The 24,160-nt window shown below is 70.8% G+C and carries 26 protein-coding genes; 24 read left to right on the top strand and 2 right to left on the bottom strand.

The annotated features are described in order from the left end of the window. Positions 1–64 precede the first annotated feature (64 nt). Positions 65–700: a hemerythrin domain-containing protein gene (locus QWU11_RS12230; protein WP_290105294.1), complete on the bottom strand. Its 636-nt coding sequence runs from the start codon at positions 698–700 to the stop codon at positions 65–67. Between the two features lie 223 nt (positions 701–923). Between QWU11_RS12230 and QWU11_RS12225 the strand changes: the two genes are divergently transcribed. The 13 genes from QWU11_RS12225 to QWU11_RS12160 all read left to right on the top strand — a co-directional run bounded on the left by QWU11_RS12225 (position 924) and on the right by QWU11_RS12160 (position 11,673). Further along, a complete protein-coding gene (locus QWU11_RS12225; RefSeq protein ID WP_290105293.1) occupies positions 924–1,250 on the top strand; it encodes a TcmI family type II polyketide cyclase in 327 nt (108 codons plus the stop codon). Positions 1,251–1,346: 96 nt separating this feature from the next. Then, the gene (locus QWU11_RS12220; RefSeq protein ID WP_290105649.1) at positions 1,347–2,888 is read left to right on the top strand and encodes an acyl-CoA carboxylase subunit beta; all 1,542 of its coding nucleotides are present in this window, start codon (positions 1,347–1,349) and stop codon (positions 2,886–2,888) included. Positions 2,889–2,913: 25 nt separating this feature from the next. Continuing rightward, entirely contained in the window at positions 2,914–3,324 is a 411-nt protein-coding gene (locus tag QWU11_RS12215; RefSeq protein ID WP_290105292.1) for a cupin domain-containing protein, read from the top strand. Further along, the gene (locus QWU11_RS12210) at positions 3,321–4,598 is read left to right on the top strand and encodes a beta-ketoacyl-[acyl-carrier-protein] synthase family protein (protein ID WP_290105291.1); all 1,278 of its coding nucleotides are present in this window, start codon (positions 3,321–3,323) and stop codon (positions 4,596–4,598) included. Before QWU11_RS12215 ends, QWU11_RS12210 begins: the two co-directional genes overlap by 4 nt. Then, positions 4,591–5,814, top strand: coding sequence for a ketosynthase chain-length factor (locus QWU11_RS12205; protein ID WP_290105290.1), 1,224 nt, complete (start codon positions 4,591–4,593; stop codon positions 5,812–5,814). The genes QWU11_RS12210 and QWU11_RS12205 overlap by 8 nt, the downstream gene beginning before the upstream one ends. Positions 5,815–5,850: 36 nt before the next feature. Beyond that, complete coding sequence (locus tag QWU11_RS12195) at positions 5,851–6,582, top strand: SRPBCC family protein (protein WP_354670838.1); 732 nt, start codon at positions 5,851–5,853, stop codon at positions 6,580–6,582. After that, positions 6,579–6,788, top strand: a complete 210-nt coding sequence (locus QWU11_RS12190; protein WP_290105289.1) for an acyl-CoA carboxylase subunit epsilon — start codon at positions 6,579–6,581, stop codon at positions 6,786–6,788. Before QWU11_RS12195 ends, QWU11_RS12190 begins: the two co-directional genes overlap by 4 nt. A 32-nt stretch (positions 6,789–6,820) precedes the next feature. Next, positions 6,821–7,558 (top strand): SDR family NAD(P)-dependent oxidoreductase, encoded by a 738-nt coding sequence (locus QWU11_RS12185; RefSeq protein ID WP_290105288.1) that lies wholly within the window; start codon positions 6,821–6,823, stop codon positions 7,556–7,558. 19 nt (positions 7,559–7,577) lie between these two features. After that, positions 7,578–7,904, top strand: a complete 327-nt coding sequence (locus tag QWU11_RS12180) for an antibiotic biosynthesis monooxygenase family protein (RefSeq protein ID WP_290105287.1) — start codon at positions 7,578–7,580, stop codon at positions 7,902–7,904. Then, positions 7,901–8,215, top strand: a complete 315-nt coding sequence (locus tag QWU11_RS12175; protein ID WP_290105286.1) for an antibiotic biosynthesis monooxygenase family protein — start codon at positions 7,901–7,903, stop codon at positions 8,213–8,215. The genes QWU11_RS12180 and QWU11_RS12175 overlap by 4 nt, the downstream gene beginning before the upstream one ends. Before the next feature lie 26 nt (positions 8,216–8,241). Continuing rightward, positions 8,242–9,423 carry an FAD-dependent monooxygenase gene (locus tag QWU11_RS12170; protein WP_290105284.1) on the top strand — a complete coding sequence of 394 codons (1,182 nt, stop codon included), beginning with the start codon at positions 8,242–8,244 and terminating at the stop codon, positions 9,421–9,423. 16 nt (positions 9,424–9,439) lie between these two features. Beyond that, positions 9,440–9,901, top strand: a complete 462-nt coding sequence (locus QWU11_RS12165) for an anthrone oxygenase family protein (RefSeq protein ID WP_290105641.1) — start codon at positions 9,440–9,442, stop codon at positions 9,899–9,901. Between the two features lie 20 nt (positions 9,902–9,921). Beyond that, positions 9,922–11,673: a biotin carboxylase N-terminal domain-containing protein gene (locus QWU11_RS12160; RefSeq protein ID WP_290105283.1), complete on the top strand. Its 1,752-nt coding sequence runs from the start codon at positions 9,922–9,924 to the stop codon at positions 11,671–11,673. A gap of 35 nt (positions 11,674–11,708) precedes the next feature. On the opposite strand, the gene QWU11_RS12155 is transcribed toward QWU11_RS12160, so the two are convergent. Next, on the bottom strand, positions 11,709–12,194 hold the full coding sequence (locus QWU11_RS12155) for a MarR family transcriptional regulator (protein ID WP_290105282.1): 486 nt from the start codon (positions 12,192–12,194) through the stop codon (positions 11,709–11,711). Between the two features lie 188 nt (positions 12,195–12,382). Between QWU11_RS12155 and QWU11_RS12150 the strand changes: the two genes are divergently transcribed. From QWU11_RS12150 to QWU11_RS12100, 11 genes are all read left to right on the top strand, one after another. Continuing rightward, a complete protein-coding gene (locus QWU11_RS12150) occupies positions 12,383–14,023 on the top strand; it encodes an MFS transporter (RefSeq protein ID WP_290105281.1) in 1,641 nt (546 codons plus the stop codon). 12 nt (positions 14,024–14,035) lie between these two features. Then, positions 14,036–14,809 (top strand): SDR family NAD(P)-dependent oxidoreductase, encoded by a 774-nt coding sequence (locus tag QWU11_RS12145; RefSeq protein WP_290105280.1) that lies wholly within the window; start codon positions 14,036–14,038, stop codon positions 14,807–14,809. A gap of 135 nt (positions 14,810–14,944) precedes the next feature. Then, positions 14,945–15,775 carry a methyltransferase domain-containing protein gene (locus QWU11_RS12140; RefSeq protein WP_290105279.1) on the top strand — a complete coding sequence of 277 codons (831 nt, stop codon included), beginning with the start codon at positions 14,945–14,947 and terminating at the stop codon, positions 15,773–15,775. Positions 15,776–15,809: 34 nt separating this feature from the next. Further along, entirely contained in the window at positions 15,810–17,468 is a 1,659-nt protein-coding gene (locus QWU11_RS12135) for a tryptophan 7-halogenase (protein WP_290105278.1), read from the top strand. A 35-nt stretch (positions 17,469–17,503) separates the two neighbouring features. Beyond that, positions 17,504–17,941, top strand: coding sequence for an ester cyclase (locus QWU11_RS12130; protein ID WP_290105277.1), 438 nt, complete (start codon positions 17,504–17,506; stop codon positions 17,939–17,941). 69 nt (positions 17,942–18,010) lie between these two features. Beyond that, positions 18,011–18,535: a cupin domain-containing protein gene (locus QWU11_RS12125; protein WP_290105276.1), complete on the top strand. Its 525-nt coding sequence runs from the start codon at positions 18,011–18,013 to the stop codon at positions 18,533–18,535. Then, positions 18,532–18,972, top strand: coding sequence for an ester cyclase (locus QWU11_RS12120; protein ID WP_290105275.1), 441 nt, complete (start codon positions 18,532–18,534; stop codon positions 18,970–18,972). Before QWU11_RS12125 ends, QWU11_RS12120 begins: the two co-directional genes overlap by 4 nt. A gap of 19 nt (positions 18,973–18,991) precedes the next feature. Further along, positions 18,992–20,299: a cation:proton antiporter gene (locus QWU11_RS12115; RefSeq protein WP_290105274.1), complete on the top strand. Its 1,308-nt coding sequence runs from the start codon at positions 18,992–18,994 to the stop codon at positions 20,297–20,299. 22 nt (positions 20,300–20,321) lie between these two features. Further along, positions 20,322–22,004 (top strand): tryptophan 7-halogenase, encoded by a 1,683-nt coding sequence (locus QWU11_RS12110; RefSeq protein WP_290105273.1) that lies wholly within the window; start codon positions 20,322–20,324, stop codon positions 22,002–22,004. Positions 22,005–22,006: 2 nt separating this feature from the next. Further along, the gene (locus tag QWU11_RS12105) at positions 22,007–22,465 is read left to right on the top strand and encodes an SRPBCC family protein (RefSeq protein WP_290105272.1); all 459 of its coding nucleotides are present in this window, start codon (positions 22,007–22,009) and stop codon (positions 22,463–22,465) included. Further along, a complete protein-coding gene (locus QWU11_RS12100) occupies positions 22,458–24,044 on the top strand; it encodes an FAD-dependent monooxygenase (protein WP_290105271.1) in 1,587 nt (528 codons plus the stop codon). The genes QWU11_RS12105 and QWU11_RS12100 overlap by 8 nt, the downstream gene beginning before the upstream one ends. The last annotated feature ends 116 nt before the right edge of the window (positions 24,045–24,160 follow it).

Here is a 24,160-nt window from a genome sequence, read left to right as displayed (position 1 = left end):
AGTGACTCCATCTCGCGGGCCCGCCACCCCTGTGGCGTGCGGCGGGCCCGGCATCTCGGCGGGGTCACCCCCAGCGTTGTTCCTTGGCGTACTTGGGGACCCACATGCGGCGGTACATCATGCGGGCGGGCGCGGGCATCAGCTTCAGGATCGTGTCGGCGTCCTTGTCGGGCGCGCCGTCGAGGAGCCACGGGAAGAAGTCCGCGGCGCCCTTCAGGCCGATCAGGTCCCGCATGTCCTTGGCGGTCTCCTGCCACTCGGCCGGGGTCAGCGCCACGTCGACGAGCGGGAGCGCGTCGCGTTCCTCATGGGTCAGGTGGCCGGTGAGCGACGCGTCGAGCGCGGCGATCGCCTGGGCGAACCTGTCCTGGCTGGCCTCAGGGTCGGCCAGGGCGCCGTCGACCGCCGCGAGCAGCGGGTCGATCTGGTCGTGCTCGGCCTCCATGGCGTCCAGGACGAGCAGGTCGTCGGGGCGGTCGCGCAGGCCGTTGCGCATCCGCGGCCAGATGCTCTTGTCCTCGTTGGTGTGGTGGTTCTCGAGCTGGAGCTTGAACATCTCCCAGCCGGTACGCACCGCTTGGCGGCGGTCGGGGTCCTCGGCGCTGCGGTGTTCGACCGCACGCCCCAGATGCCCGAGGTCACGGCGGAACGCGTCGTGGCTAACGATCATCATCGTCATGTCAATGGCGTCTGAGCTCATCGATCTTCCTCGCTCGGCCGGAGGGCGGCGGGGTAGCCGCCGGCAACTAGATAGCAAGCTACGTAATCAAAGCTAGTCGTCTGCGCCCGGATGTCAAGCCGTGTTCCCGGCCTCGCGTACGCCTCAGGACGTTTCCCGTTCATCGCTAACGGGACCTTAACGAGGGCTTTATTGCTTTCCCCCACGATGAAGCCCGGCAGGTTGAAAACGGAAGGAGGCTGTGATGTCGCGAACGCTCATAGTCGCCAAGATGGACCGCGAGAACGCGGAGGCGGTGAAGCGCATCTTCGCCGAATCCGACAATAGCGAGCTTCCGCATCTCCTGGGGGTACGGGAACGCCGGCTCTACCGCTTCCACGATCTTTATTTCCACTCGATCGAAAGCGACGATTCGCTCGCCGCTCCGCTGGCCGAGGTCCGCGAGAACCCGCTGTGGATCGACGTCAACCAGAAGCTGTCCGGACTCATCTCGGCGTACGACCCGCCGACGTGGCGGAGCCCGAGGGACGCGATGGCCGAGGAGTTCTACCTCTGGCGCCCATCCCGGTGAGACATCCATAAGGCGGGAGTTCCCATGACAGTGACCCGCGGCACGGAGCCGACGAACGGGCACCGCCCGGCGGCGGCCCCCTCCGCCGCCTGGCTGATGGACCGGGTGGACGCCCTGGCCCTGCTCCGGCAGGAGGTCTACCTGGGCCCCGAGCCCGAGGCCACCGAACGGCAGCACCGGCGCGGCAAGCTCACCGCCCGCGAGCGGATCGAGCGCTTGTGCGATCCCGGATCGTTCAACGAACTCGAGATGCTGCGCCGTCATCAGGGGAGCGGATTCGGCCTGGAGAAACGGCGCCCGCACACCGACGGAGTGGTCACCGGATGGGGGACCGTCGACGGCCGCAAGGTCTTCCTCTACGCCCACGACTTCCGCATTTTCGGCGGCTCCCTGGGCGAGGCGCACGCGCAGAAGATCCACAAAGTGATGGACCTCGCGGAGTCGGTGGGCGCGCCGCTCGTCGGGCTCAACGACGGCGCCGGCGCGCGCATTCAGGAAGGCGTCGCGGCGCTCGCCGGCTACGGCGGGATATTCCGCCGGAACGTCCGCGCCTCGGGCGTCATCCCGCAGATCAGCGTGATGCTCGGGCCGTGCGCGGGCGGCGCCTCCTATTCGCCGGCGCTCACCGACTTCGTCTTCATGGTGCGCGGCATCTCGTACATGTTCCTCACCGGTCCGGACGTGATCCAGGAGGTCACCGGCGAGCAGATCTCCCAGGAGGGGCTCGGCGGAGCCGACGTCCACTCCTCCACCTCGGGCCTGGCGACCTTCGTCTACGACGACGAGGAGAGCTGCTTCGAGGGCATCTGCGCGCTGCTGTCCCTGCTGCCGCCCAACAACCGGGAGGAGCCGCAGAGCCACCCGTCCGACGACCCGCGGGACCGGCGGTGCGACGCGCTCACCGACATCGTCCCGGCCGAGCCGAACAAGCCGTACGACATGCACGCCGTCATCACCGAGATCGTCGACGACGGGGAGTTCCTCGAACTCCACGCCGACTGGGCGCGCAACGTCGTCTGCGTCCTGGCGCGGATGGACGGGCGGACCGTCGGGATCGTCGCTAACCAGCCCGCGGTCCTGGCCGGCGTGCTCGACATCGAGGCCTCGGAGAAGGCCGCGCGCTTCGTGCGCACCTGCGACGCCTTCAACATCCCGCTGGTCACGCTGGTCGACGTCCCCGGCTTCCTGCCCGGCGTGGACCAGGAGAAGGGCGGCATCATCCGGCACGGCGCCAAGCTGCTGTACGCCTACTGCGAGGCGACGGTGCCGCGCATCCAGGTGATCCTGCGCAAGGCGTACGGCGGGGCGTACATCGTCATGGATTCCCGGTCCATCGGCGCCGACCTGTCCTTCGCCTGGCCCACCAACGAGATCGCCGTCATGGGCGCCGAGGGTGCGGCGAACGTCATCCACCGGCGGCGCCTGGCCGAGGCCGCCGACCCCGACGCGCTCCGCTCCACGCTCGTCACGGAATACAGAGAGCGGCTCATGCACCCCTACTACTCGGCCGAGCGCGGCCTCATCGACGACGTCATCGACCCGCGTGACACGCGGTCGGTCATCTGCGCCGGGCTGGAGATGCTCCGGTCCAAGCGCGAGTCGCTGCCCGTACGCAAGCACGGAAACCAGCCGCTCTGAGGGCGGAACACCGAAGGGAATGCCAGTGACCACTGCAGGCTGGACGAAGATCGCGGCGTCCGACGTGCCATCGAACCGCCGCCGCGGCGGTGACCTGCGGACGCTGCTGAGCCCCGCCACGGTCAAGTCGACCTCGGGCTTCATGGGCGTGCTCACCCTGGAGGAGGGGGAGAGCGTCAGCGAGCACTACCACCCGTACTCCGAGGAGTTCCTCTTCCTGGTGAGCGGGCGGCTGACCGTACGGCTCGACGGCGAGCCGGTGCCGGTCGCGCCGGGCGAGGGCCTGTTCATCCCCAAGAACGTCCGGCACCGGCTGGAGAACAAGGGGGAGGAGCCGGCGTTCGTCGTCTTCCACCTGGGGCCGCTCGCCCCGCGGCCCGAGCTCGGGCACGTGGACACCGAGCCGTACCCCGAGCCCGCGGGAGAGGTCCGATGACGGGACGGCGCGCCGTCATCACCGGCATCGGCGTGGTCGCGCCCGGCGGCATCGGTGCCAAGGCGTTCTGGGCGATGCTCACGGCGGGCGGCACGGCCACCCGGCGCATCTCCCTGTTCGACCCCGAGGGGTTCCGCTCCCGCATCGCCGCCGAGGTCGACTTCGAGCCGGTCGCCGAGGGGCTGACCGAGGAGGAGATCGAGCGTACGGACCGGTGCTCGCAGTTCGCGCTGGTCTGCGCCCGCGAGGCGGTCCAGGACAGCGCCATCGACCTGGGAGCGCTGGACGCGGGGCGGATCGGCGTCAGCATCGGCAGCGCGGTCGGCAACACCATCACGCTCGAACAGGAGTACGTGGTGGTCAGCGACTCGGGCAGCCGGTGGGTGGTCGACCACACGAAGGCCTCGCCGCACCTGTACCGCGCCCTGGTCCCCAGCACGATCGCGGCCGAGGTCGCCTGGGACTGCGGCGCGGAGGGGCCGGTCAGCGTGATCTCCACCGGCTGCACGTCCGGCCTGGACGCGGTCGCGCACGGCGCCGAGTTCATCGAAGAGGGCAGCGCGGACGTCGTCATCGCCGGCGCCACCGACGCCCCGATCTCCCCGATCACGGTCGCCTGCTTCGACGCGATCAAGGCGACGTCGCCCAACAACGACGACGCCGCGCACGCCTCCCGGCCCTTCGACGCCAACCGCGACGGTTTCGTCCTCGGCGAGGGCGCCGCGGTGTTCGTCCTGGAGGACGCCGAACGCGCCCGGCGGCGCGGCGCGCACGTGTACTGCGAGATCGCCGGGTACGCGCAGCGCAGCAACGCCTTCCACATGACCGGCCTCAAACCGGACGGGCTCGAGATGGCCGAGGCGATCCGCGTGGCGATGGGCCGGGCCGGCGTGGTGCCAGGCGACATCGACTACGTCAACGCGCACGGGTCGGGCACCAAGCAGAACGACCGGCACGAGACCGCCGCGGTCAAGGCCAGCCTCGGCGCGCGGGCGAACGAGATCCCGATGAGCTCGATCAAGTCGATGGTCGGGCACTCGCTCGGCGCCATCGGCGCGATCGAGATCGCGGCCTCCGCCCTCGCCATCGAGCACGACGTGGTGCCGCCGACCGCCAACCTGCGCGAGCGGGACCCGGCGCTCGACCTGGACTACGTGCCGCTCACCGCGCGCCACCAGCGCAGCGACGTGGTGCTGAGCGTGGGCAGCGGCTTCGGCGGGTTCCAGACCGCCATGCTGCTGGCCCGGCCCGGGGCGGTGGCCGCAGGTGGCTGAGGCCTCGCGCGGGCGCGCCCTGGTCACCGGGATCGCGGCGATCGCCCCCAACGGCGCGGACACGACGACGTTCTGGGAGTCGACGCTCACCGGGGTGAGCGGGCTGCGGACCATCAGCCGCTTCAACGCCGAGGACTATCCGGTGAAGATCGCCGGGCTGGTCGGCCTGGAGGACGGCGAGCACTGCGAGCCGCGCCTCAACGTGCAGACCGACCGGTGGACCCAGCTCGCGCTCGTCGCCGGGGACCGCGCGATCGCCGACGCCGGCCTGGTGCCGGCCGAGACGCCCGCGTACGACATGGCGGTCATCACGGCCAGCTCCTCGGGCGGGAACGAGTTCGGGCAGCGCGAGATCGAGGCGCTGTGGAGCCAGGGCCCCAGGTCGGTCGGCCCGTTCCAGTCGATCGCCTGGTTCTACGCCGCCACGACGGGCCAGCTGTCCATCAAGAACGGCATGAAGGGGCCCTGCGGGGTCCTGGTCTCCGAGCAGGCCGGCGGGCTGGACTCGCTCGGGCAGGCCAAGCGCGCGCTGCGCCGGGACGCCAAGGTCGTCGTCACCGGCGGCACCGAGGCGCCCGTGGGCCCGTACGCGCTGACCTGCCAGCTGGCCTCCGGCCTGCTGAGCCGTGAGCCGGACCCGCGGCGCGCCTACCTGCCCTTCGACGTGGACGCGTGCGGCTACGTGCCGGGCGAGGGCGGCGCCATCCTGATCCTGGAGAACGAGGAGGACGCCCTCGCACGCGGGGTGGACCGGCCGTACGGGGAGGTCGCGGGGTACGCCGCGTCATTCGACCCGCGGCCGGGCTCGGGCCGTCCGCCCACGCTGCGGCGCGCGATCGAGGGTGCGCTCGCCGACGCGGGGATCGGTCCCGCCGACGTCGACGTGGTCTTCGCCGACGGCGCCGGGGTGCCCGAGCTCGACCGCCGGGAGGCACGGGCGCTCGCGGCCGTGTTCGGCCCGCGCGGCGTGCCGGTGACCGTGCCGAAGTCGCTCTACGGACGGCTGTACGCCGGCGGCCCGCCGCTCGACGCGGTCACCGCGCTGCTCGCCATCAGGAGCGGCGTCATCCCGCCGACGTACGGCGGGACGCACCTGGCCCCCGGCTGCGAGATCGACCTGGTGCGGGAGGCCCGGTACGGCCGGGTCCGTACGGCGCTGCTGGTGGCACGGGGATTCGACGGATTCAACGCCGCACTGGTGGTGCGGGCGGTCTGAACGGCCGCACCGAAACTCAGCGAAGGGACGAAGCAGATGCCCGGTACGACTCCGACGCTCGCCGAACTCGGCGAGATCGTCCGCACCTCCACCGGAGTGAACATCGACATGAGCGAGGTCGAGCGCCGCCCGGCGGTCACGTTCGAGGAGCTCGACGTCGACTCGCTCGGCCTGCTCAGCGTCATCGCCTCACTCGAGAAGCAGTACGGCGTCGAGCTCGGCGTCGACGTCGAGGAGTGTGAGACGTTCGGCCACCTGATCGACGCGGTGGAGGAGGCGCTCGGCGCCCCGGCCGCCGCCGGTCACACCGAGAACGCCATCGTCATCGACGCGCCCTTCGACCTGGTCTGGGACATGACCAACGACGTCCCGTCCTGGGTCACGCTCTTCAGCGAGTACGCCGAGGCGACCGTCCTGGAGCGGGCGGGCGACACCGTCCGGTTCCGCCTCGCCATGCACCCGGACGAGAACGGCATCGTCTGGAGCTGGGTCTCCGAGCGGACGCCGGACCGGGCCGGCCAGGTCGTCAACGCACGCCGCGTGGAGACCGGGCCGTTCGAGTACATGAACATCCACTGGGCCTACCGCGAGGTCGAGGACGGCGTGGAGATGCGCTGGACCCAGGACTTCCACATGAAGCCGGCCGCGCCGGTCGACGACGCGCAGATGACCGACCGGATCAACACCAACAGCGCGGTCCAGATGGCCCGGATCAAGCAGATCGTGGAGCAGGCCGCGCTGGCCAGCCGGGTCGAGAGCCCCCAGTGAGCGACCAGCAGCCGTTCTGCCAGGTGACCGCGGGCCGGCTCGACCCGGCGGAGCTGGCCGCGCTGGTCACCGTGCTGACGGCGATCGCGCGCCGCCGCCCGCCCGACGCCGCGCCGCGCGTGGAGCCGGCCCGCTGGCAGCCCGCCGCCCGGCCCGGCGCCCGCTCGTGGCAGCGGTCCCGCGGGGGCTGGGCCGATGCCGCGTAGTAACCGACCACACCGCGAGTAGGGAGAAGGCCATGGACTACGAGCTGAAGGGCAAGCACGCCATCGTCACCGGCGGCAGCCGCGGCATCGGGCGGGCGACGGTGCTCGCGCTGGCCCAGCAGGGCGCGATGATCAGCACCTGCTACGTACGGGACAGCGACGACGTCGGGACCCTCGCCGAGGAACTGGAGCAGATGGGCTCGGACAAGCTCATCGCGCGCTGCGACGTCACGAAAACGGGCGAGGTGGACCGGCTGGTCGAGCAGGCGCACCGGCGCTTCGGCCCGGTCGACCTGCTGGTCAACAACGCCGGCGTGATCAGCCACCTGCCGCTGGAGAAGCTCGGGCCCGAGGAGTGGCAGCGCGTCCTGGACACCAACCTGACCGGGATGTACAACACCATCCGCAAGTCCCTGTCGGTGTTCGCGCCGACCGCCTCGGTGGTCAACATCACCTCCGCGGTGGCCAACCACGGCATGCCCGCGGCCTCGCACTACGTGGCCTCCAAGGCGGCCGTCATGGGGCTGACCCGTGCGCTCTGCAAGGAGCTGGGACCGCGCGGGATCCGCGTCAACGCGATCGCGTCCGGCCTGATCGACACCGACCAGATGAACGCGGTCAACGCCGAGGGCCGTGCCCGCTACAACCAGATGATCTCCGTCGGCCGGATCGGCCGGCCCGAGGAGGTCGCGCAGGCGGTCCTGTTCCTGGCGAGCGGAGCGGCCTCCTACATCACCGGCGCCACCCTCAACGTCGACGGTGGCATCTAGCCCCCCGAAGGAGATCATCATGGTCCGTACGGTGCTCAAGATGCGCGTCCGTGAGGGATGCGAAGGCTCCTTCGAGGACGTGTGGGCGGAGGCGGCTCCGAAGATCAAGGAGTACGCCGGCCTGCTGGGACAGTCGCTCCTGCGGGAGAAGGACCAGCCCAGGACGTACATGATCATGGCCGACTGGGAGACCGCCGCCCACCTCGAGGCGTTCGAGAACAGTCCCGTACGCCAGGCGCTCAGCGCCGCCCTGACCCCGCTCCGCGAAGCCGCGCAGAAAACGATCCTGGACGACGTCGGCGCGCGCGAGCCGGCCGCCCCCCAAGGAAGGAACTCCCAGTCATGACCGTCCGCATCATGGTGCACGCCACGATCAAGGAAGAGCACCGCGAGCCCTTCGAGGAGGCGTACCGCCAGGTCACCGAGACCGTACGCGGCACCCCCGGGCACCTGCGCGACCAGCTCATCCGCGACACCGAGAGCCCGAACACCTACATCCTGCTCGCCGAGTGGGAGAGCGAGGAGGCCTTCCGCGCCTGGGAGGACGACCCGGTGCACCGCCAGATGGCCGCCCCGATGTACCCGTACTGGGCGGACGGCGGCATCGTCCGCAAGATCTTCGACGTGCGGGCGACGCTCGACAGCCAGCCGGCCTGACCACCACGCGGCGCGGAGGAAGTCACATGCCTGGAGCAGACAGAGTCATCGTCATCGGCGCCGGGATCGGGGGCCTGACGACGGCCATCGCGTTGCGCCGCGAGGGCGTGAAGGCCGAGGTCTTCGAGCGGCGTGAGGAGCCGAGCCGGCTCCTCACCGGCGGTGGCTTCATGCTCTGGCACAACGCGATCCTCGCGCTGCGAAGGGTCGGCCTGGACACCCGGGTGGCGGCCGCGGGCGAGCGGATCAGTTTCCATGAGTTCCGCTCGTCCTCCGGCCGCCGCCTCGCCCGCTGGCGGATCGACCCGAAGGCGGAGGAGTGCGGCGCGCCGGCGATCGCGCTGCGCCGCTCGGACCTCAACGGCATCCTGATGCAAGAAGCGGGGGAGGCGGTCCATCTGGGCGCGCGGTTCACCTCCTTCGACCAGGACGCCGACGGTGTCACGGCCCACTTCGAGGACGGCTCCAGCGTCCGCGGCGACGTCCTGATCGGCGCCGACGGGCTGCGCTCCAGCGTGCGCGGCGCGATGCGGCGCTGGCACGAGGCGCCGCCGCGCCACGCCGGCTACACCGCCTGGCAGGCCATCACCCGGCTGCCCGGCGAGGACCTGGTGCCGACCGGCACCTTCTTCAACCTGTGGGGCCGGGGGCTGCGCTTCCTGTACTGCCGGCTCAACGAGCACGAGGTCTACTGGGACGCGATCACCAGCGATCGCGTCCGCGACCGCTTCGACACGATCCGGTACGGCAAGGGCCACGCGCTCACCGAGGCGTACCGGGACTGGCCGGGGCCGATCCCGCGGATCGTCGCGTCGACCGCCGAGGACGCCATCCTGCCGATCGAGATCTTCGACCGGCCGCCGGGCGAGCGGTGGGGCGACGGCCGCGTGACGCTCGTCGGCGACGCGGCGCACCCGATGACGCTCAACCTGAGCCAGGGCGCGGGGCAGGCCATCGAGAGCGCGATCACGCTGGGCGGGCTGCTGGCGTCCGCGCCGTCGCCGCAGGCCGCGCTGCGCGACTACGAGGAGCGGCGACGCGACCGTACGGCCGACATGGTCGACACCTCCTGGTGGATCGGCTCGATGGGCCGGCCGCGCGGCGCCCTCGCGTGCGGGCTGCGCAACGCGTTCATGCGCGCGACGTTCGGCACGTTCGCCTACCGCCAGAGCTACTCACTGATGCTCGACACCGGTTTCGAGTTCTGACCATGGAGGGTCCGTGATGCTGCGCGTGCCGTTGATCGGCCTGTTCCTGCTGGGCACCGGGGCGCTGGCCGGTGTGCTCATGGCGGTGGAGATGGCGATGGTGCCGATGCTCCGCGCGCTGGGCGGCGAGCGCTGGATCGAGGTGCACCGGCTGCTGGACCCGGGGTTCGACCCGCTGATGCCCCGGGTGAACAAGATCGTGCTCGCCGTGGGCCTCGTGCTCATCGTGGTGGTCCCCTCGACGCCCGCCCGCGTGTCCTTCGGCCTCGCGGCGGCCGGGATCATCGGCGTCGCCCTCGTCTCGGAGCTGCGCAACGTGCCGATGAACCGCCGCATCGACGGCTGGGCGGCCGCCGGCCTCCCGGACGACTGGGCCCGCCTGCGCGCGCGATGGGCGCGCGCGAACCGGCTCCGGACGCTGTTCGCCGCCGCGGGATTCGCCGCCGCCATCTTCGGCGCGACGTTCGCCCTGTCATGACCGGTCGTCTTGGAGGAGCCATGCGCAACGTGCTGATCGCCAACCGTGGGGAGATCGCGGTACGGGTGGCCCGCGCCTGCCGCGACGCCGGAATCGGCAGCGTGGCGGTGTACGCGGACCAGGACCGCGACGCGCCGCACGTCCGCCGCGCCGACGAGGCGTACGCGCTGGGCGGCTCGTCCGTCGCCGAGACCTACCTGGACATCGGGAAGATGCTGGAGGTCGCGGAGCGCTCCGGCGCGGACGCCGTGCACCCCGGGTACGGCTTCCTGTCCGAGAACGCCGACTTCGCCGAGGCGGTGCTGGCCGCCGGACTGACCTGGATCGGCCCGCCGCCCGCCGCGATGCGCGCGCTGGGGGACAAGCTGGCCGCGCGGGAGATCGCCGCGCGGGTGGGCGCCCCGATGGTCGCGGGCTCGCCCTCGGCGCTGGCCGACCCGGACGCGGTCGTCGCCTTCGCGCGCACGGTCGGCCTGCCGATCGCGATCAAGGCCGCGTACGGCGGCGGGGGGCGCGGGCTGAAGGTGGCCCGGACCTTCGAGGAGATCCCCGAGCTGTTCGCCTCCGCGACCCGCGAGGCCGTGACCGCGTTCGGCCGCGGCGAGTGCTTCGTCGAGCGTTACCTCGACCGGCCCCGCCACGTCGAGACGCAGTGCCTGGCCGACGCCCACGGGGCCGTCGTCGTCGTGTCCACCCGCGACTGCACGCTGCAGCGCCGGCACCAGAAGCTGGTCGAGGAGGCGCCCGCGCCGTACCTGACCGACGACCAGACCGGCCGCCTCTACGACGCCTCCAAGGCGATCCTGCGGGAGGCGGGCTACGTGGGTGCGGGCACGTGCGAGTTCCTCGTGGGGACCGCCGGGGACATCAGCTTCCTGGAGGTGAACGCGCGGCTCCAGGTCGAGCACCCGGTGAGCGAGGAGGTCACCGGCCTGGACCTGGTCCGCGAGCAGCTGCGGATCGCGGCCGGGGAGGAGCTCGGCTACGACGATCCGCCGGTGCGCGGCCACGCGATCGAGTTCCGGATCAACGCCGAGGACCCGGGACGCGGGTTCCTGCCCCAGCCCGGCGTCGTGACGCACTGGGAGCCGCCGTCGGGCCCCGGCGTACGGGTGGACTCCGGCGCGGTGGCGGGCACCGCGATCGCGCGGGAGTTCGACTCGATGCTGGCCAAGCTGGTCGTCAGCGGCCGCGACCGGGCGCAGGCGCTGGAGCGGGCGCGGCGGGCGCTGGAGGAGTTCGAGGTGGGCGGCCTGGCGACGGTGCTGCCGTTCCACCGCGCGGTCGTCCGCGACCCGGCGTTCACCGGCGAGCCGTTCGGCGTGTACACGCGCTGGATCGAGGAGGAGTTCGCCGGGCGGATCCCGGCGCGGATCGTCCCGCCACCGGCCGAGACGCCCGAACCCCCGGCGCGCGAGAGCCTCACCGTCGAGGTGGACGGCCGCCGGGTCGAGGTCGTGGTGCCGGAGCTGGTGCTCGCGGGGGCACGGGCGCCGGCCGCCCGCCGGACGCTGCGGCGCGCGTCGTCGCGTACGGCCACCCTGACGGCACCGGCCGGGGAGGCCCTGGTCAGCCCGATGCAGGGCTCGGTGGTCAAGGTCGCGGTGGCCGAGGGCGGACGCGTGGAGGAGGGCGACCTGGTCATGGTGATCGAGGCGATGAAGATGGAACAGCAGGTGCCGGCCCACCGCGGCGGCGTGGTCGCGGATCTGGCGCCGACGGTCGGTGACACCCTCTCCGCCGGCGCCCTCATCTGCCGCATCCTCGACTGACACGCGATGTGGCGCCGGGTCACGAAGAGCCGAGGTCAGTGATGGGCCGCCGGTGCGGTACGGCGCGACGGGGTGGCCGCCTCGACGTTCTCGACGATGCGGTTCAGGTAGCTCACGAACTCCGCGATCTCCTGGGGCGAGAAGCCCTTGAGGACGATGTCGCCGCTCGCGCTGACGATGGCGGACAGCCGCTCGTGCATCGCCTCGCCCGCGTCGGTCACGTGCACGATGGCGGCGCGGCGGTCCGCGCTCGTACGGCGGCGCTCGATCAGGCCCTCGGCCTCCATCCGGGCGAGGTGACGGGTCAGCGTAGGACCCTCGACGCCCAGGATCTCGGCGAGCTCCCGCTGGATCAGCGGGCCCTCGGCCTTCAGCGCGAACAGCGCGGTCCACACCGCGAAGCTCGACCCGGCGCCGGACAGATGCTGCTCAAGATAGCTTCGCGCCGACTTGGCCGCGAAGTTCAGCTGACGTCCCAGATTGTGCTTCGCACCCGAGCCGGGGGCGCCCTCGTCCCGCATCTTCAACTCCCTGTGTGCTCGTCCTGCCGGCGGCCGGTCGCCCGGTATGGCTTGACGGTCCACAAACAACTAGTTAGCTTACTAAGTACTTTCATCATAGCACTCTGCTGAATTGGAGAACGGCTGTGACAGCCGGCGAACCGGCGCTGAGCACCGACTCGGCGCAAACCGTCTCTCGTCCCAGTCCCATGGACGCGAGGGCCTGGATCGGCCTGATCATCATCCTTCTCGCCGCCTTCATGGAACTCCTGGACGTCAGTGTCGTCAGCGTCGCCATTCCCGCGATCCAGCGAGATATCGACGCGACCTACGCCCAGATCCAGTGGACCCTCGCGGGATACCAGCTCGCCTTCGCCGCCGGGATGATCACTGGTGGCCGTCTCGGTGACATCTTCGGGCGTAAGCGCATGTTCATCACGGGGGTCTTCGCCTTCGTGGTCGCCTCGCTGCTCTGCGGGCTGGCGCCCAGCGCGGGCCTGCTCATCCTGTTCCGTGTGATCCAGGGTCTGGCCGCCGCCGCGATGTTCCCGCAGGTACTCGCCATCATGCACGTTTCGTTTCCCGAAGAGAAGCGTGCGGCCGTCTTCGGAGCGTTCGGCGCCATGGCCAGCCTCTCCGGCATCGCCGGGCCGCTGCTCGGCGGCGTGCTCGTCGACGCGAACGTCTTCGGCTGGGGCTGGCGGACCATCTTCCTCATCAACCTGCCGGTCGGCGTGGTCGCGCTCGCCCTGGCGCCGAGCCTGGTCAAGGAGTCGCGGTCGAGCGAGCGCGTCAAGCTCGACCTGACCGGCGCGCTGCTCGTGACCGCCGCGGTGGTGCTGCTCGTCTACCCGGTGATCCAGGGCCGCGACGCCGGCTGGCCCGCCTGGACCTGGATCTCGATGGCCGTCTCGGTGCCGGTGTTCGCGCTGTTCGCCTGGTGGCAGCACGCACGCAAGCGCAGGGGCGGGTCGCCGCTGGTCGAGCTGCGGCTGTTCCTGCAGCGGGCCTTCAGCGTCGGGCTCGTCGTCAGCCTGCTGTTCTGGACCGCGATCGCGTCCGTCTTCCTGGTCCTGACGATCTTCCTGCAGGCCGGGTGGGACTACACCCCGCTGCACGCCGGCCTGACCTTCCTGCCGCTCGCCGCGGCGTCCGTCATCGGCTCCGGCGTCGCCGTACCCCTGGCGCCCAAGATCGGCCGTACGGTCGTCCAGCTCGGCTGCCTGATCTGCATCGCCGGCATCGTCTGGCTGATGGTCACGGTGCACGGCCGGACCACGTCGCTGACGACGTGGGACCTGACGCCGTCGTTCGTGGTCTTCGGCATCGGCCTCGGCATGCTCATCGCCACGCTGAACGACCTGATCCTCACCGGCGTCCGCAACGACGACGCGGGCTCGGCGACCGGCGTGCTCAACACGGCCGGCCAGGTCGCGGGCGCCGTCGGCGTCGCGGTCATCGGCCTGATCTTCTTCGGCCAGCTCGCGAACCGCTCCGACGAGGCGACCGCGGCGAGCGTGCCGAAGCTGCGGCACGAGTTGCAGGCCGCCGGGCTTCCGGCGCCGGCGATCGACGGGGTGGTGACCGGCTTCCGCACCTGTTACCACGACATCGCGCACGCCAAGGACCCGACGCAGACGCCCGCGAGCTGCGGCCGCATATCGGCCGACCCGCAGTCCGCGCCGGTCGTCACCGCGGCGGTGAACAAGATCCGGCCCGAGGTGCAGCGGCAGGACTTCTCCGACTCGTTCGTGCCGAGCATGTACTTCCAGATCGCGGTCTTCGCCGGCACGTTCCTGCTGGTGTTCTTCCTGCCGCGCCGGACGAGCGGCGAGATGCACGGTCACTGAGGAGGCGGTCCCATGAACGAACCACCACCCTTCGCCGGGAAGGTCGCGCTCGTCACCGGCGCGAGCAGCGGCATCGGCGCCGCGACGGCGCGGCTGCTCGCGGTGCGCGGCGCGGCGGTCGCGGTCAACTACCACCGGTCGGAGGACCGGGCCAAGGAACTCGTCGAGGAGATCCTGTCCGGCGGCGGCCGGGCCATCGCGGTCCACGCCGACGTGACCGACGAGGAGCAGGTACGCGCCATGGTCGCGGAGGCCGAGACGCGCCTCGGGCCCCTCGACGTCCTGGTGCTCAACGCGGCCGGCGTGGGCGGGCACGAGGCGCGGATCGCGCCCGCGGTCGAGCTCGACTGGGCCGACGTCGCCTTCGTCTCCGAGCGCCAGCTCAAGGCGATCTTCCATCCGGTCAAGGCCGCCCTGCCCGGCATGACGGGGCGGGGGAGCGGCTCGGTCGTCATGGTCGGGGCGGCGCTCGCGCGCCGGCAGGCCCCCGGCTTCCTCGCCGTCGCGCTCGCCAAGGCCGCGGTCGAGGCGGCCGTCAAGACGATCGCCCGCGAGGTGGGCCCGCAGGGCGTCCGCGTGAACGGCGTCGGGCCGAACCTCATCTTGAGCCCGATCGGCGAGCGGATGCCGGAGGGCGCGCGGCGCGCGGCGGCGGAGCGTGCCGCGGTGCGGCGGAACGGGCGGCCCGAGGACGTCGCGGAGGTGATCGCCTTCCTCGCCTCGGACCGGGCGTCCTACCTCACCGGTGAGTACATGCTCGTTGACGGCGGCACGGCGATGATCTGAGTTCTCGTCTCGCAGAAAAGGCCGGGATGATTCCCGGCCTTTTCCTTTGTCGTTATGCGGACGCCTATTCGAGTCCTAATCGAGAATTAATCGGTGCCCGGCATCCTGTTGGCAATGCCAAAACAGGAGCTGCCCATGACCTCCATCTTTGATCAGTTCGAGCAGCGTGAAACCGGGTTCGACGACGTCGACAAGACCTCCATCAGCGGGGCGTTCCCCGAATACCTGGAGCGCATGGCGACCGATCTCGCGGCCGTGAAGCGATCCATGCACGGGCTCCTGCAGGCGCGGCCCGGGCAGCGCATTCTCGATGTGGGCTGTGGCACCGGCGTCGACGTCCTGGCCATCGCGGAGCTGGTGAGCCCCGACGGCTGGGCGGTCGGGATGGACAACAGCCAGGTCATGGTCGACGCGGCCCGCGGACAGGCGGCCGAGCGCGGCCTGCCCGCGGAGTTCACCGTGGGCGACGCGCACGAGCTGGCCTTCCCCGACGCCACCTTCGACACCGCGCGGACCGAGCGGGTCCTGCAGCACGTCGCCGACCCCTCCCGCGTCGTCGCCGAGCTGCTCCGGGTCACCAAGCCCGGCGGGCGCGTCCTGGCGGCCGACCTCGACCACGGGATGTGGGCGCCGGACGCCACCGACCGTGAGACCACGCGCACCGTCCTGGCCCGCTGGTTCGACTACATCGCCAACCCGTGGATCGCCCGGCAGGTGCCCGGGCTGTTCCGGTCCGCCGGCGTCGAGGACATCCAGGTCACGGTCCTGCCCGTGATCATGACCGACCTCGAGGCCGCCGACGCGATGACCGGCCTCGGCCGCGCGGCCAAGCTGATCGCGGCCGAGGGAAGCATCACCGCCGAGCAGGCACAGGCCTGGGACGACGACCTGCGCAGCCGGCAGGCGGACGGTTCCTTCTTCATGTGCGGCGCGATGCTCGTCACGCACGGGCGGGTCCCCGCCTGATGTCCGAGAGAAACCCGGAAGGGAGATGAGTCTGGTGCCGGAAAAGACCCATCAGTGCGATGTCGTCATCCTCGGCTCGGGCATCGCCGGCTCGATGCTCGGCGCGATCCTGGCCAAGGCGGGCGCAAAGGTCGCCCTCGTCGACGCCGCGACCCACCCGAGGTTCGCCGTCGGCGAGTCGATGATCCCGCAGTTCGCGGCGTACCTGCAGATCCTGGCCGTCCGGTACAACGTGCCGGAGATCGCCGCGCTGTGCGACGTGAAGACCATCAACGAGGAGATCAGCAACACCTTCGGCGTGAAGCGCCACTTCGGCTTCATGGTGCACCGGCCCGGTGAGGAGCCGGACCCGCGCGAGTCCAACCAGTTCGTCATCCCCAAGACGCTGACCATGGCGAGCCACCTGTTCCGCCAGGACAGCGACGCCTACATGTTCCGGGTGGCGGCCAAGTACGGCTGCGAGACGCGGCAGCAGTGGCGCGCGATGGACGTCGACTTCGACGACGACGGCGTCACCGTGGTCGGCCAGAACGGGGAAAGCTTCCGCGCGAAGTACATCGTGGACGCGAGCGGGTTCCGCTCGCCGCTGGCGGACAAGTTCGACCTGCGGGAGAAGCCGTCCCGGCTCAAGCACCACTCCCGCTCGCTGTTCACCCACATGATCGGCGTCACGCCGTTCGACGACGTCAGCAACCACCCGCGCGCGGAGCGGCCCCCGGTGCCCTGGCACGAGGGCACGATGCACCACATGTTCGAGCGCGGCTGGTTCTGGATCATCCCGTTCGACAACTACAAGCTCTCGCGCAACCCGCTGTGCAGCGTCGGGCTGACCTTCGACGAACGGCTCTACCCCAAGCCCGACGACCTGACGCCGGAAGAGGACTGGAACCACTGGCTGGACAAGTTCCCCGCGGTCAAGCGCCAGTTCACGAACGCCCGGCGCGTCCGCGAGTGGGTCTCCACGCCCCGGCTGCAGTACTCCTCCAAGCAGTCCATCGGCGAGCGCTGGTGCCTCATGGCGCACGCGGCCGGCTTCATCGACCCGCTCTACTCCCGCGGGCTGTCCAACACCGCGGAGGTCATCAACGCGCTCGCGTGGCGGCTGATCGACGCGATCCGGGACGACGACTTCTCCGCCGAGCGGTTCGCCTACGTCGAGAAGCTCGAGCAGGGCCTGCTCGACTACCACGACGACATCGTCAACTGCTCCTTCATCGCCTTCTCCCACTTCAGGCTCTGGAACGCGGTGTTCCGCATCTGGGGGTTCGCGACCACGCCGGCGACCATGCGGCTGACGCGGGCGCTGATGCGCTACCGCCTCGACGACGACAACGACGAGCACTTCAAGGAGTTGGAGAACGCGCCGTACACCGGTCTGCCGTGGCCGGACAGCGAGAAGCTCAACCGCATCGTCGACACGATGGTCGAGACCTGCGAGAAGTACGAGGTCGGCGAGATGGACGGCGACGCTGCGGCCGACCGCCTCATGAGCATGATCCAGGACTCCGACATCGTGCCCCACCCGTTCGGGTGGAAGGACCCCGAGCAGCGCTACATCTTCCCCTCGTCCCGTCAGATGGCCCACTTCATGGGCTGGGCGACGACGAAGGCGCCGCCGGAGATCAAGGAACTCGGCCGCGACACCCTGCGCGGCCTCGCCACCTCGGCCGTACGCCGCAAGAAGCTCCTCTAGCCGGCAGGCCCTCACAACCCCTCGAAGGAGTAACCGTGGTCGATGTCGCCCTCAGTGAGAAGAACAAGCAGATCGTGCTGACCGCGATGACGCTGCTGACCGGTGATAACACCGAGAGGCTCGACGAGCTGTTCCACGCCGACTACCGGGACCACAACGCCCCGGCGGGGGCGACCCAGGGCAACAAGCGCGTCCTGGAGGTGGCCGAGCAGGTGATGAAGACCTTCCCCGACCTGCGGTACGAGGTCGAGGCGGCCATCGCCGAGGACGAGCTCGTGTCGCTGCGGCTGCTCATGCGCGGCACCCACAAGGGCCCGCTGATGGGTATGGGCCTGCCCGCCACCGGCAAGGAGGTCGCGGTCAAGCACCTCCACATGATCCGCGTGGTCGACGGCAAGATCAGCGACCACTGGGCCGTACGAGACGACCTGACCATGATGCGCCAGCTCGGCGTGATCCCCGACCCGGCATGAGCGCACCGCCGGGCGGCGGGGCCCGTCTCCGCCGCCCGGCTCGGCTCCACGTACAGAAGGAGTTCTGACATGACCTTGGCGCCCCCGAAGCTCGTGGTCAGGGACGAGGTGGACCCGGTCCTGTGGATGGGCGAGCAGGGCCGGTTCCTGCTCCGCAAGGAGGACACCGGCGGCCTGTACACGTTCATGGAGGTCACGACACCTCCCGGCGGCGGCCCGCCGCTGCACATTCACGACGCGGAGGACGAGGCGTTCTTCGTGACCGAGGGCGAGTACGAGATCCGGGTGGACGGCGAGCTGCACATCGCCAAGCCGGGCACCCTCGCGTACGGGCCGCGGGGCGTCTCCCACCAGTTCCGCAACATCGCCGAGACGCCGTCGAAGATGCTCGTCATCGTGACGCCCGGCGGGGTGGAGGACTTCTTCGTCGGGCTGAGCAAGCTGCTCGCCGGCGGGCGCCGCCCCGAGTGGGAGGAGATGGTCGAGCACGCCACCAAGCACCAGGTGCGCGGGTTCCGGCCGATGGGCGGACCGGGCGGGCCCGGTGGGCCCGGTGGGCCTGGGCAGCCGGCCGGCCGGCCCGTGGGCCGATGAGCACGCAGACGGGCGTCGGCGTTCAGGAGGCGAACAAGGCGCTCGCCCGCCGCTGGTTCCGCGAGGGCTGGGAGCGGGGCGACACCGGCATCGCCGATGAGATCTTCGCCGCCGACCTCATGCTCCGCGGCCGGCGCGTCGGGCCGGAGGGGCCCAAGCGCAGTGTCGTGCACCGGCGGACCGCGTTCGCCGACATGACGGTCGACATCGACCTGCAGGTCGCCGAGGGCGACACGGTCGTGACCCACTTCACCACCCACGCGCGGCACGTCGGCGAGTTCTGCGGCGTGCCTCCCACCGGCCGCGTCGTGACGGCGACCGGGATCGTGATCTGGCGGATCGAGAACGGCCGGGTCGTGGAGGACCGCAACACCTTCGACCGGTGGGCGGTCATCTCCCAGATCGACCCGGTGATGACCCACGTTCGCGCCGGCTGAACGTAGAGAGGGGGTCTTGATGAGAAGCCTTGCCCAGCACTCCGACCTGATCATCGCGGCCGTCATGGCCGACATCGCCATCGTCCTGCTCGCCGGGGCGGTGCTCGGCCGGTGGGCCCGGCACTTCCGCCAGCCGCCGGTCGTAGGAGAGATCATCGCGGGCATCGCCCTGGGCCCGAGCCTGCTGGGGCTGCTGCCCGGCGACCTCACCCACCGGCTCTTCCCGCCCGAGGCCCGCCCGTACCTGTCGGCGGTCGCCCAGGTCGGGCTGCTCGTCTTCATGTTCGGCATCGGCTGGGAGTTCGACAAGCGGCTCCTGCACGGGCGGCGCAGCGCCGCCGGCGCGGTTTCGCTGAGCTCCATCGCGCTGGCGTTCGCCCTGGGCGTCGGCCTGGCGACGATGCTGTACCGGCGGCACTCCACGATCAACGGTCACCCCATCTCGTTCACCGCGTTCGCGCTGTTCATCGGGGCCGCGATGTCGGTGACGGCGTTCCCGGTGCTGGCCCGGATGCTGACCGAGCACCGGATGATGACGACGACCGTCGGCGCCCTGGCGCTGGCGAGCGCGGCCGTCGACGACGTGCTGGCCTGGTGCCTGCTGGCCGTGGTCGCCGCGATCGTCACGGCGAGCGGTCCGGGTGACCTGCTGCAGATCGCCGTCATGGGCGTGCTCTACGTCGCCGCCCTCGTCCTCATCGTCCGCCCGCTGATGGCCCACCTCGTACGCCGGTGGGCGCGGGACCGGGTCCAGCCGCTGCTGATCGTCGTGATCGTCTCCGGGCTCTTCCTCTCGTCCTACGCCACGACGTGGATCGGCGTGCACGCCATCTTCGGCGCGTTCGCGTTCGGGTTCGTGATGCCGCGCGAGCCGTTCGAGGTGCTGTACGAGGGCGTGAAACGGCCGCTGGACCACATCAGCCTCGTTCTGCTGCCGGTGTTCTTCATCGTCACCGGCCTCAACGTGGACGTCAGCGCGCTGTCCGGGCGCGGATACCTCGAACTGGGCGGCATCATCCTCGTCGCCTGCGCGGGCAAGCTCGTCGGCGCGGCGGTGCCCGGCCGCCTCTTCGGGATGCCCTGGAACGAGGCGGGCACCCTCGGTCTGCTGATGAACACCCGGGGACTCACCGGGTTCGTCATTCTCAACGTCGGGGTCGGCCTCGGCGTCCTGGACGGCCAGATGTTCACCATGATGGTGCTGATGGCGCTGGTCACCACGATGATGACCGGTCCCCTCCTGCCGAACGCACCGGCCCGGGTGGACGAACTCATCCCGCTCGCGACGCCGGAGACGCAGATGGCCGACACCGGCTCGCGGGCGTAAGCCGAATCATCCGGAGGAGACCATGTCCTACGCGCGGAGCCCGAAGAGCGGCCCGTACGACGTCATCATCCTGGGGTCCGGCATGGCCGGCTCCGTGCTCGGGGCCGTACTCGCCCGCAACGGGGCGAGTGTGCTCCTGGTGGACGCCGGGGTCCATCCCCGGTTCTCGGTCGGCGAGTCGACCACGCTCTACACCCTGAAGGCCATGCGGCTGCTCGCCGCGCGCTACGGCGTGCCCGAGCTGGAGCCGATCACCTCCTACGAGGACTGCCTGGAGACGGTGGGCCCGACCTCGGGCACCAAGCGGCACTTCGGCTTCATGCTCCACCACGAGGGCGAGGAGCCGGACCCGGCCGAGGTCAACCAGTTCAGCCCGCCGTCCAAGGCGCTGCAGACCAGCCACCTGCACCGCCAGGACAGCGACTCGTACCTGTTCCACACCGCGATCAAGTACGGCTGCGTCGCCAAGCAGGGCTTCCGCGTGAGCGACATCGACCTGGGCGACGACGAGGTCGTCATCACCGGGCCGGGCGGCGAGCGGTACACCGGGCGCTACCTCGTGGACGCGAGCGGGTTCCGCTCGCCGATCGCGGACAAGCTCGGCCTGCGCGCCGGCCCGTCGGCGCTCAAGCACCACTCACGGTCCCTGTTCACGCACATGCTCGACGTACGGCCGACCGACGAGTGCCTGTGGATGGACCCGGGCGACATGCCGCCGATCCCGTGGGTGCAGGGCACGATGCACCACATGTTCGACCGCGGATGGTTCTGGGTCATCCCGTTCAACAACGACCCGCGGTCGAAGAACCCGCTGGTCAGCGTCGGGCTGACGCTGGACGAGCGGATGTACCCCAAGCCCGAGGGCATGACGCCCGAGGAGGACTTCTACCACCACGCCGCGCGGTTCCCGGCGGTCGAGCGGATCTTCGCCGAGGCCAAGACCGTACGCCCGTGGGTGTCCACGCCGCGCCTGCAGTACACCTCCACGCAGACGGTCGGGCACCGCTGGTGCCTGATGTCGCACGCGGCCGGCTTCATCGACCCGCTGTTCTCGCGCGGCCTGACCAACACGATGGAAGTGATCAACTCGCTGTCGTGGCGGCTGCTGGCGGCGCTGAAGGACGACGACTTCTCCGTCACGCGGTTCTCCTACGTCGAGCGGCTGCAGCAGGGGCTGATCCGCTACAACGACGAACTGGTCAACTGCTCGTTCATCGGCATGACGGCGTACGAGCTGTGGAACGCGGTGTACCGCGTGTGGTGCGCCGCCGAGGTGCCCATCAACCTGCGGTTCGACCGCTACCTGGAGCGGTTCGCCGAGACGCGTGACGACGACGTGCTCAAGGCGATGGAGGATGTGCCCTACCCCGGGCTGCTGATGCCCGACCTGAACGGATATGCCGAGCTGTGGGGCGAGATGGTGCGCGTCTGCGACGCCGTCGACCGCGGCGAGCGGGACGCCGCCGAGGCGGGCCGCCACCTGCTCGCCCGCATCTCCGGCTCCGACTCGGTCCTGCGCGGCATCGGCCTGCACGACCCGGAGCGGCGCTTCCTGTACCCGGGCGGCCCCGAGCTGAAGGACATGGCCCGGTGGCTCGCGACGGACGCGCCGGCCGAGATGCGCTACCTGACGCGCGGCGTGGACGACCTGGGCCGCCCGGTGACCGAGGCGCTGGCTCGCGAAGAGCTCGCGATCCCGGGCTGATCATGGACGAGGTATCGGTGTGGATCGACGCGGCCCCGGCCGCGGTGTGGGAGCTCGTCACGGACGTCGGCCGCTACGGCGAGTGGAGCCCGGAGAACCGCGGCGGCGCCTGGGCGAACGGCGGGCCGGCCCTGGGCGCGCGGTTCACCGGCTCCAACCGCCGCGGCGTGATGCGGTGGTCCACGCAGTGCGAGGTCATCGAGTACGAGTGGCCGAGCCGGTTCGGGTTCGAGGTGGCCGAGTCGAGGATGCGCTGGGGCTACCGGCTGGAACCGGAGGCCGGCGGCACCCGCGTCACCGAGTGGCGGTCGCACGTGGCCCCGCTGCCCCTGCCGTTCCGCGTCATCGCGGCGACCGGGCTGCTGGGCCGCGACCGCGAGCGGCTGCTGGTCGAGGACATGCGCCAGACCCTGGAGAAGGTCAAGAGCACGGCGGAGCTTAACGGAGGATCTCATGAGTGACGAAGAGGCGCCGGTCCTGATCGTGGGCGGCGGTCTGTCCGGGCTGACCACGGCGCTGTTCCTGGCCTGGAGGGGCGTGCCCGCCCTCCTGGTCGAACGGCACTCCGGGCCCTCGTTCCACCCGCGCGCCCACCGGGTCAACGAGCGGACCATGGAGCTGATGCGGACCGTCCCCGGTCTGGAGGAGGCCCTGGTCGAGGCCGGCCCGTGGGCGCTCGAGGACTTCGCCATGGTGATCGGCATGACCGTCACCGGGCCGGAGATGCACCGGCTGAACCTCGCCGAAGAGGCCGAGGCGGTGATCGACGCGTCCATCACACCGGTGCCCGTGAGCAGCGCCGGGCAGGACCAGATCGAGCCGGTGCTGCTGCAGTTCGCCAAGGACCACGGCGCCGACATCCGGTTCGGGACCGAACTCGTGTCCTTCACCGAGGACGACTCCGGCGTCTCGGCGGTCATCCGCGACCGTACGAGCGGATCCACCCAGACCGTCCACGCGCGTTACCTCATCGGCGCCGACGGCCACCGCAGCGCCGTACGCTCGGCGCTCGGCATCGGCACCCACGGTGTCGGGACGCTGTCGCACAACGTGAACGTGACCTTCGAGTCCCCGGCGCTGCCACGCTTCATGAAGGGCAAGGAGGCGACGCTCTACTACCTGCGGAACCCGAAGTTCACCGGCTCCTACATCGGCACGCACATCCCCGAGCGGGGGAGCGTGTCGTTCGACTACGACCCGTCGAAGGAAGAACTGTCCTCCTTCGACGACAAGAAGTGCATCCAGCGGGTCCGCGCCGCCTTCGGCGTGTGGAACCTGGAGGCGAAGGTCGTGGAGATCCTGCCGTGGGAGATGGCCTCCCGGGTGGCCGACCGGTTCCGCGAGGGACGGGTGTTCCTGATCGGCGACGCGGCGCACCAGATGACCCCGGCCGGCGGTCTCGGCGGCCAGACGGCGATGCAGGACGGGTACGACATCGCGTGGAAACTGGCCGCGGTCCTCGCGGGCGAGGCGGGCCCCGGCCTGCTGGACACCTACGAGGACGAGCGCAAACCGGTCGCCGAGGTGACGGTCGCCCGCACGGTGCTGAACTACATCGAACGCCTCGCCCCGCACCGTACGGACGTGCCGCGCGACGTGAAGGCGGACAACATCGGGGTGACGATCGGCTACCGCTACCGGTCGCGCGCCGTGCTCACCGAGGAGCCGGACGACGGTATGCCGGCGGAGAACCCGCGCACGCCGTCGGGTCGCCCGGGGACCCGCGGGGCTCATGTCCGGCTGGAGCGCGACGGCATCCCGATCTCGACCCTGGATCTGATCGGGTCGTCGTTCGTGCTGCTGGCCGGTCCGGAAGGCGGGGCGTGGACGGAGGCGGCGGGCGCGCTGCCGATCACGGTCTACCGGGTGGGCGGCGACCTGGTCGACGTGGACGGGAACTGGGCCGAGCGGTACGGCGTCGGCCCGGCCGGCGCGGTCCTGCTCCGCCCGGACGGCTACGTCGCGTGGCGCTCGACGGAGGGCGCCGTGGAGCCGGGCGCGGTCTTGGAGAAGGTCCTGGCCCAGGTCCTGCAGCGCTGACCCACTCGCCGCACCGGCGAGCCGGCGGCGAAGGCCCGTTCCGCACCGGAACGGGCCTTCGCCGGTGGCGCCGAGGCTTCGCCGGCGGAGTCCGGTCGGCGGCATTCGGCTCCTTC

This window comes from Actinomadura sp. DC4, from assembly GCF_030406325.1.
Lineage (GTDB): Bacteria > Actinomycetota > Actinomycetes > Streptosporangiales > Streptosporangiaceae > Actinoallomurus.
The sequence above is the reverse complement of the archived record's forward strand: the minus strand, read 5'-3'. Positions and strand labels throughout refer to the sequence as shown.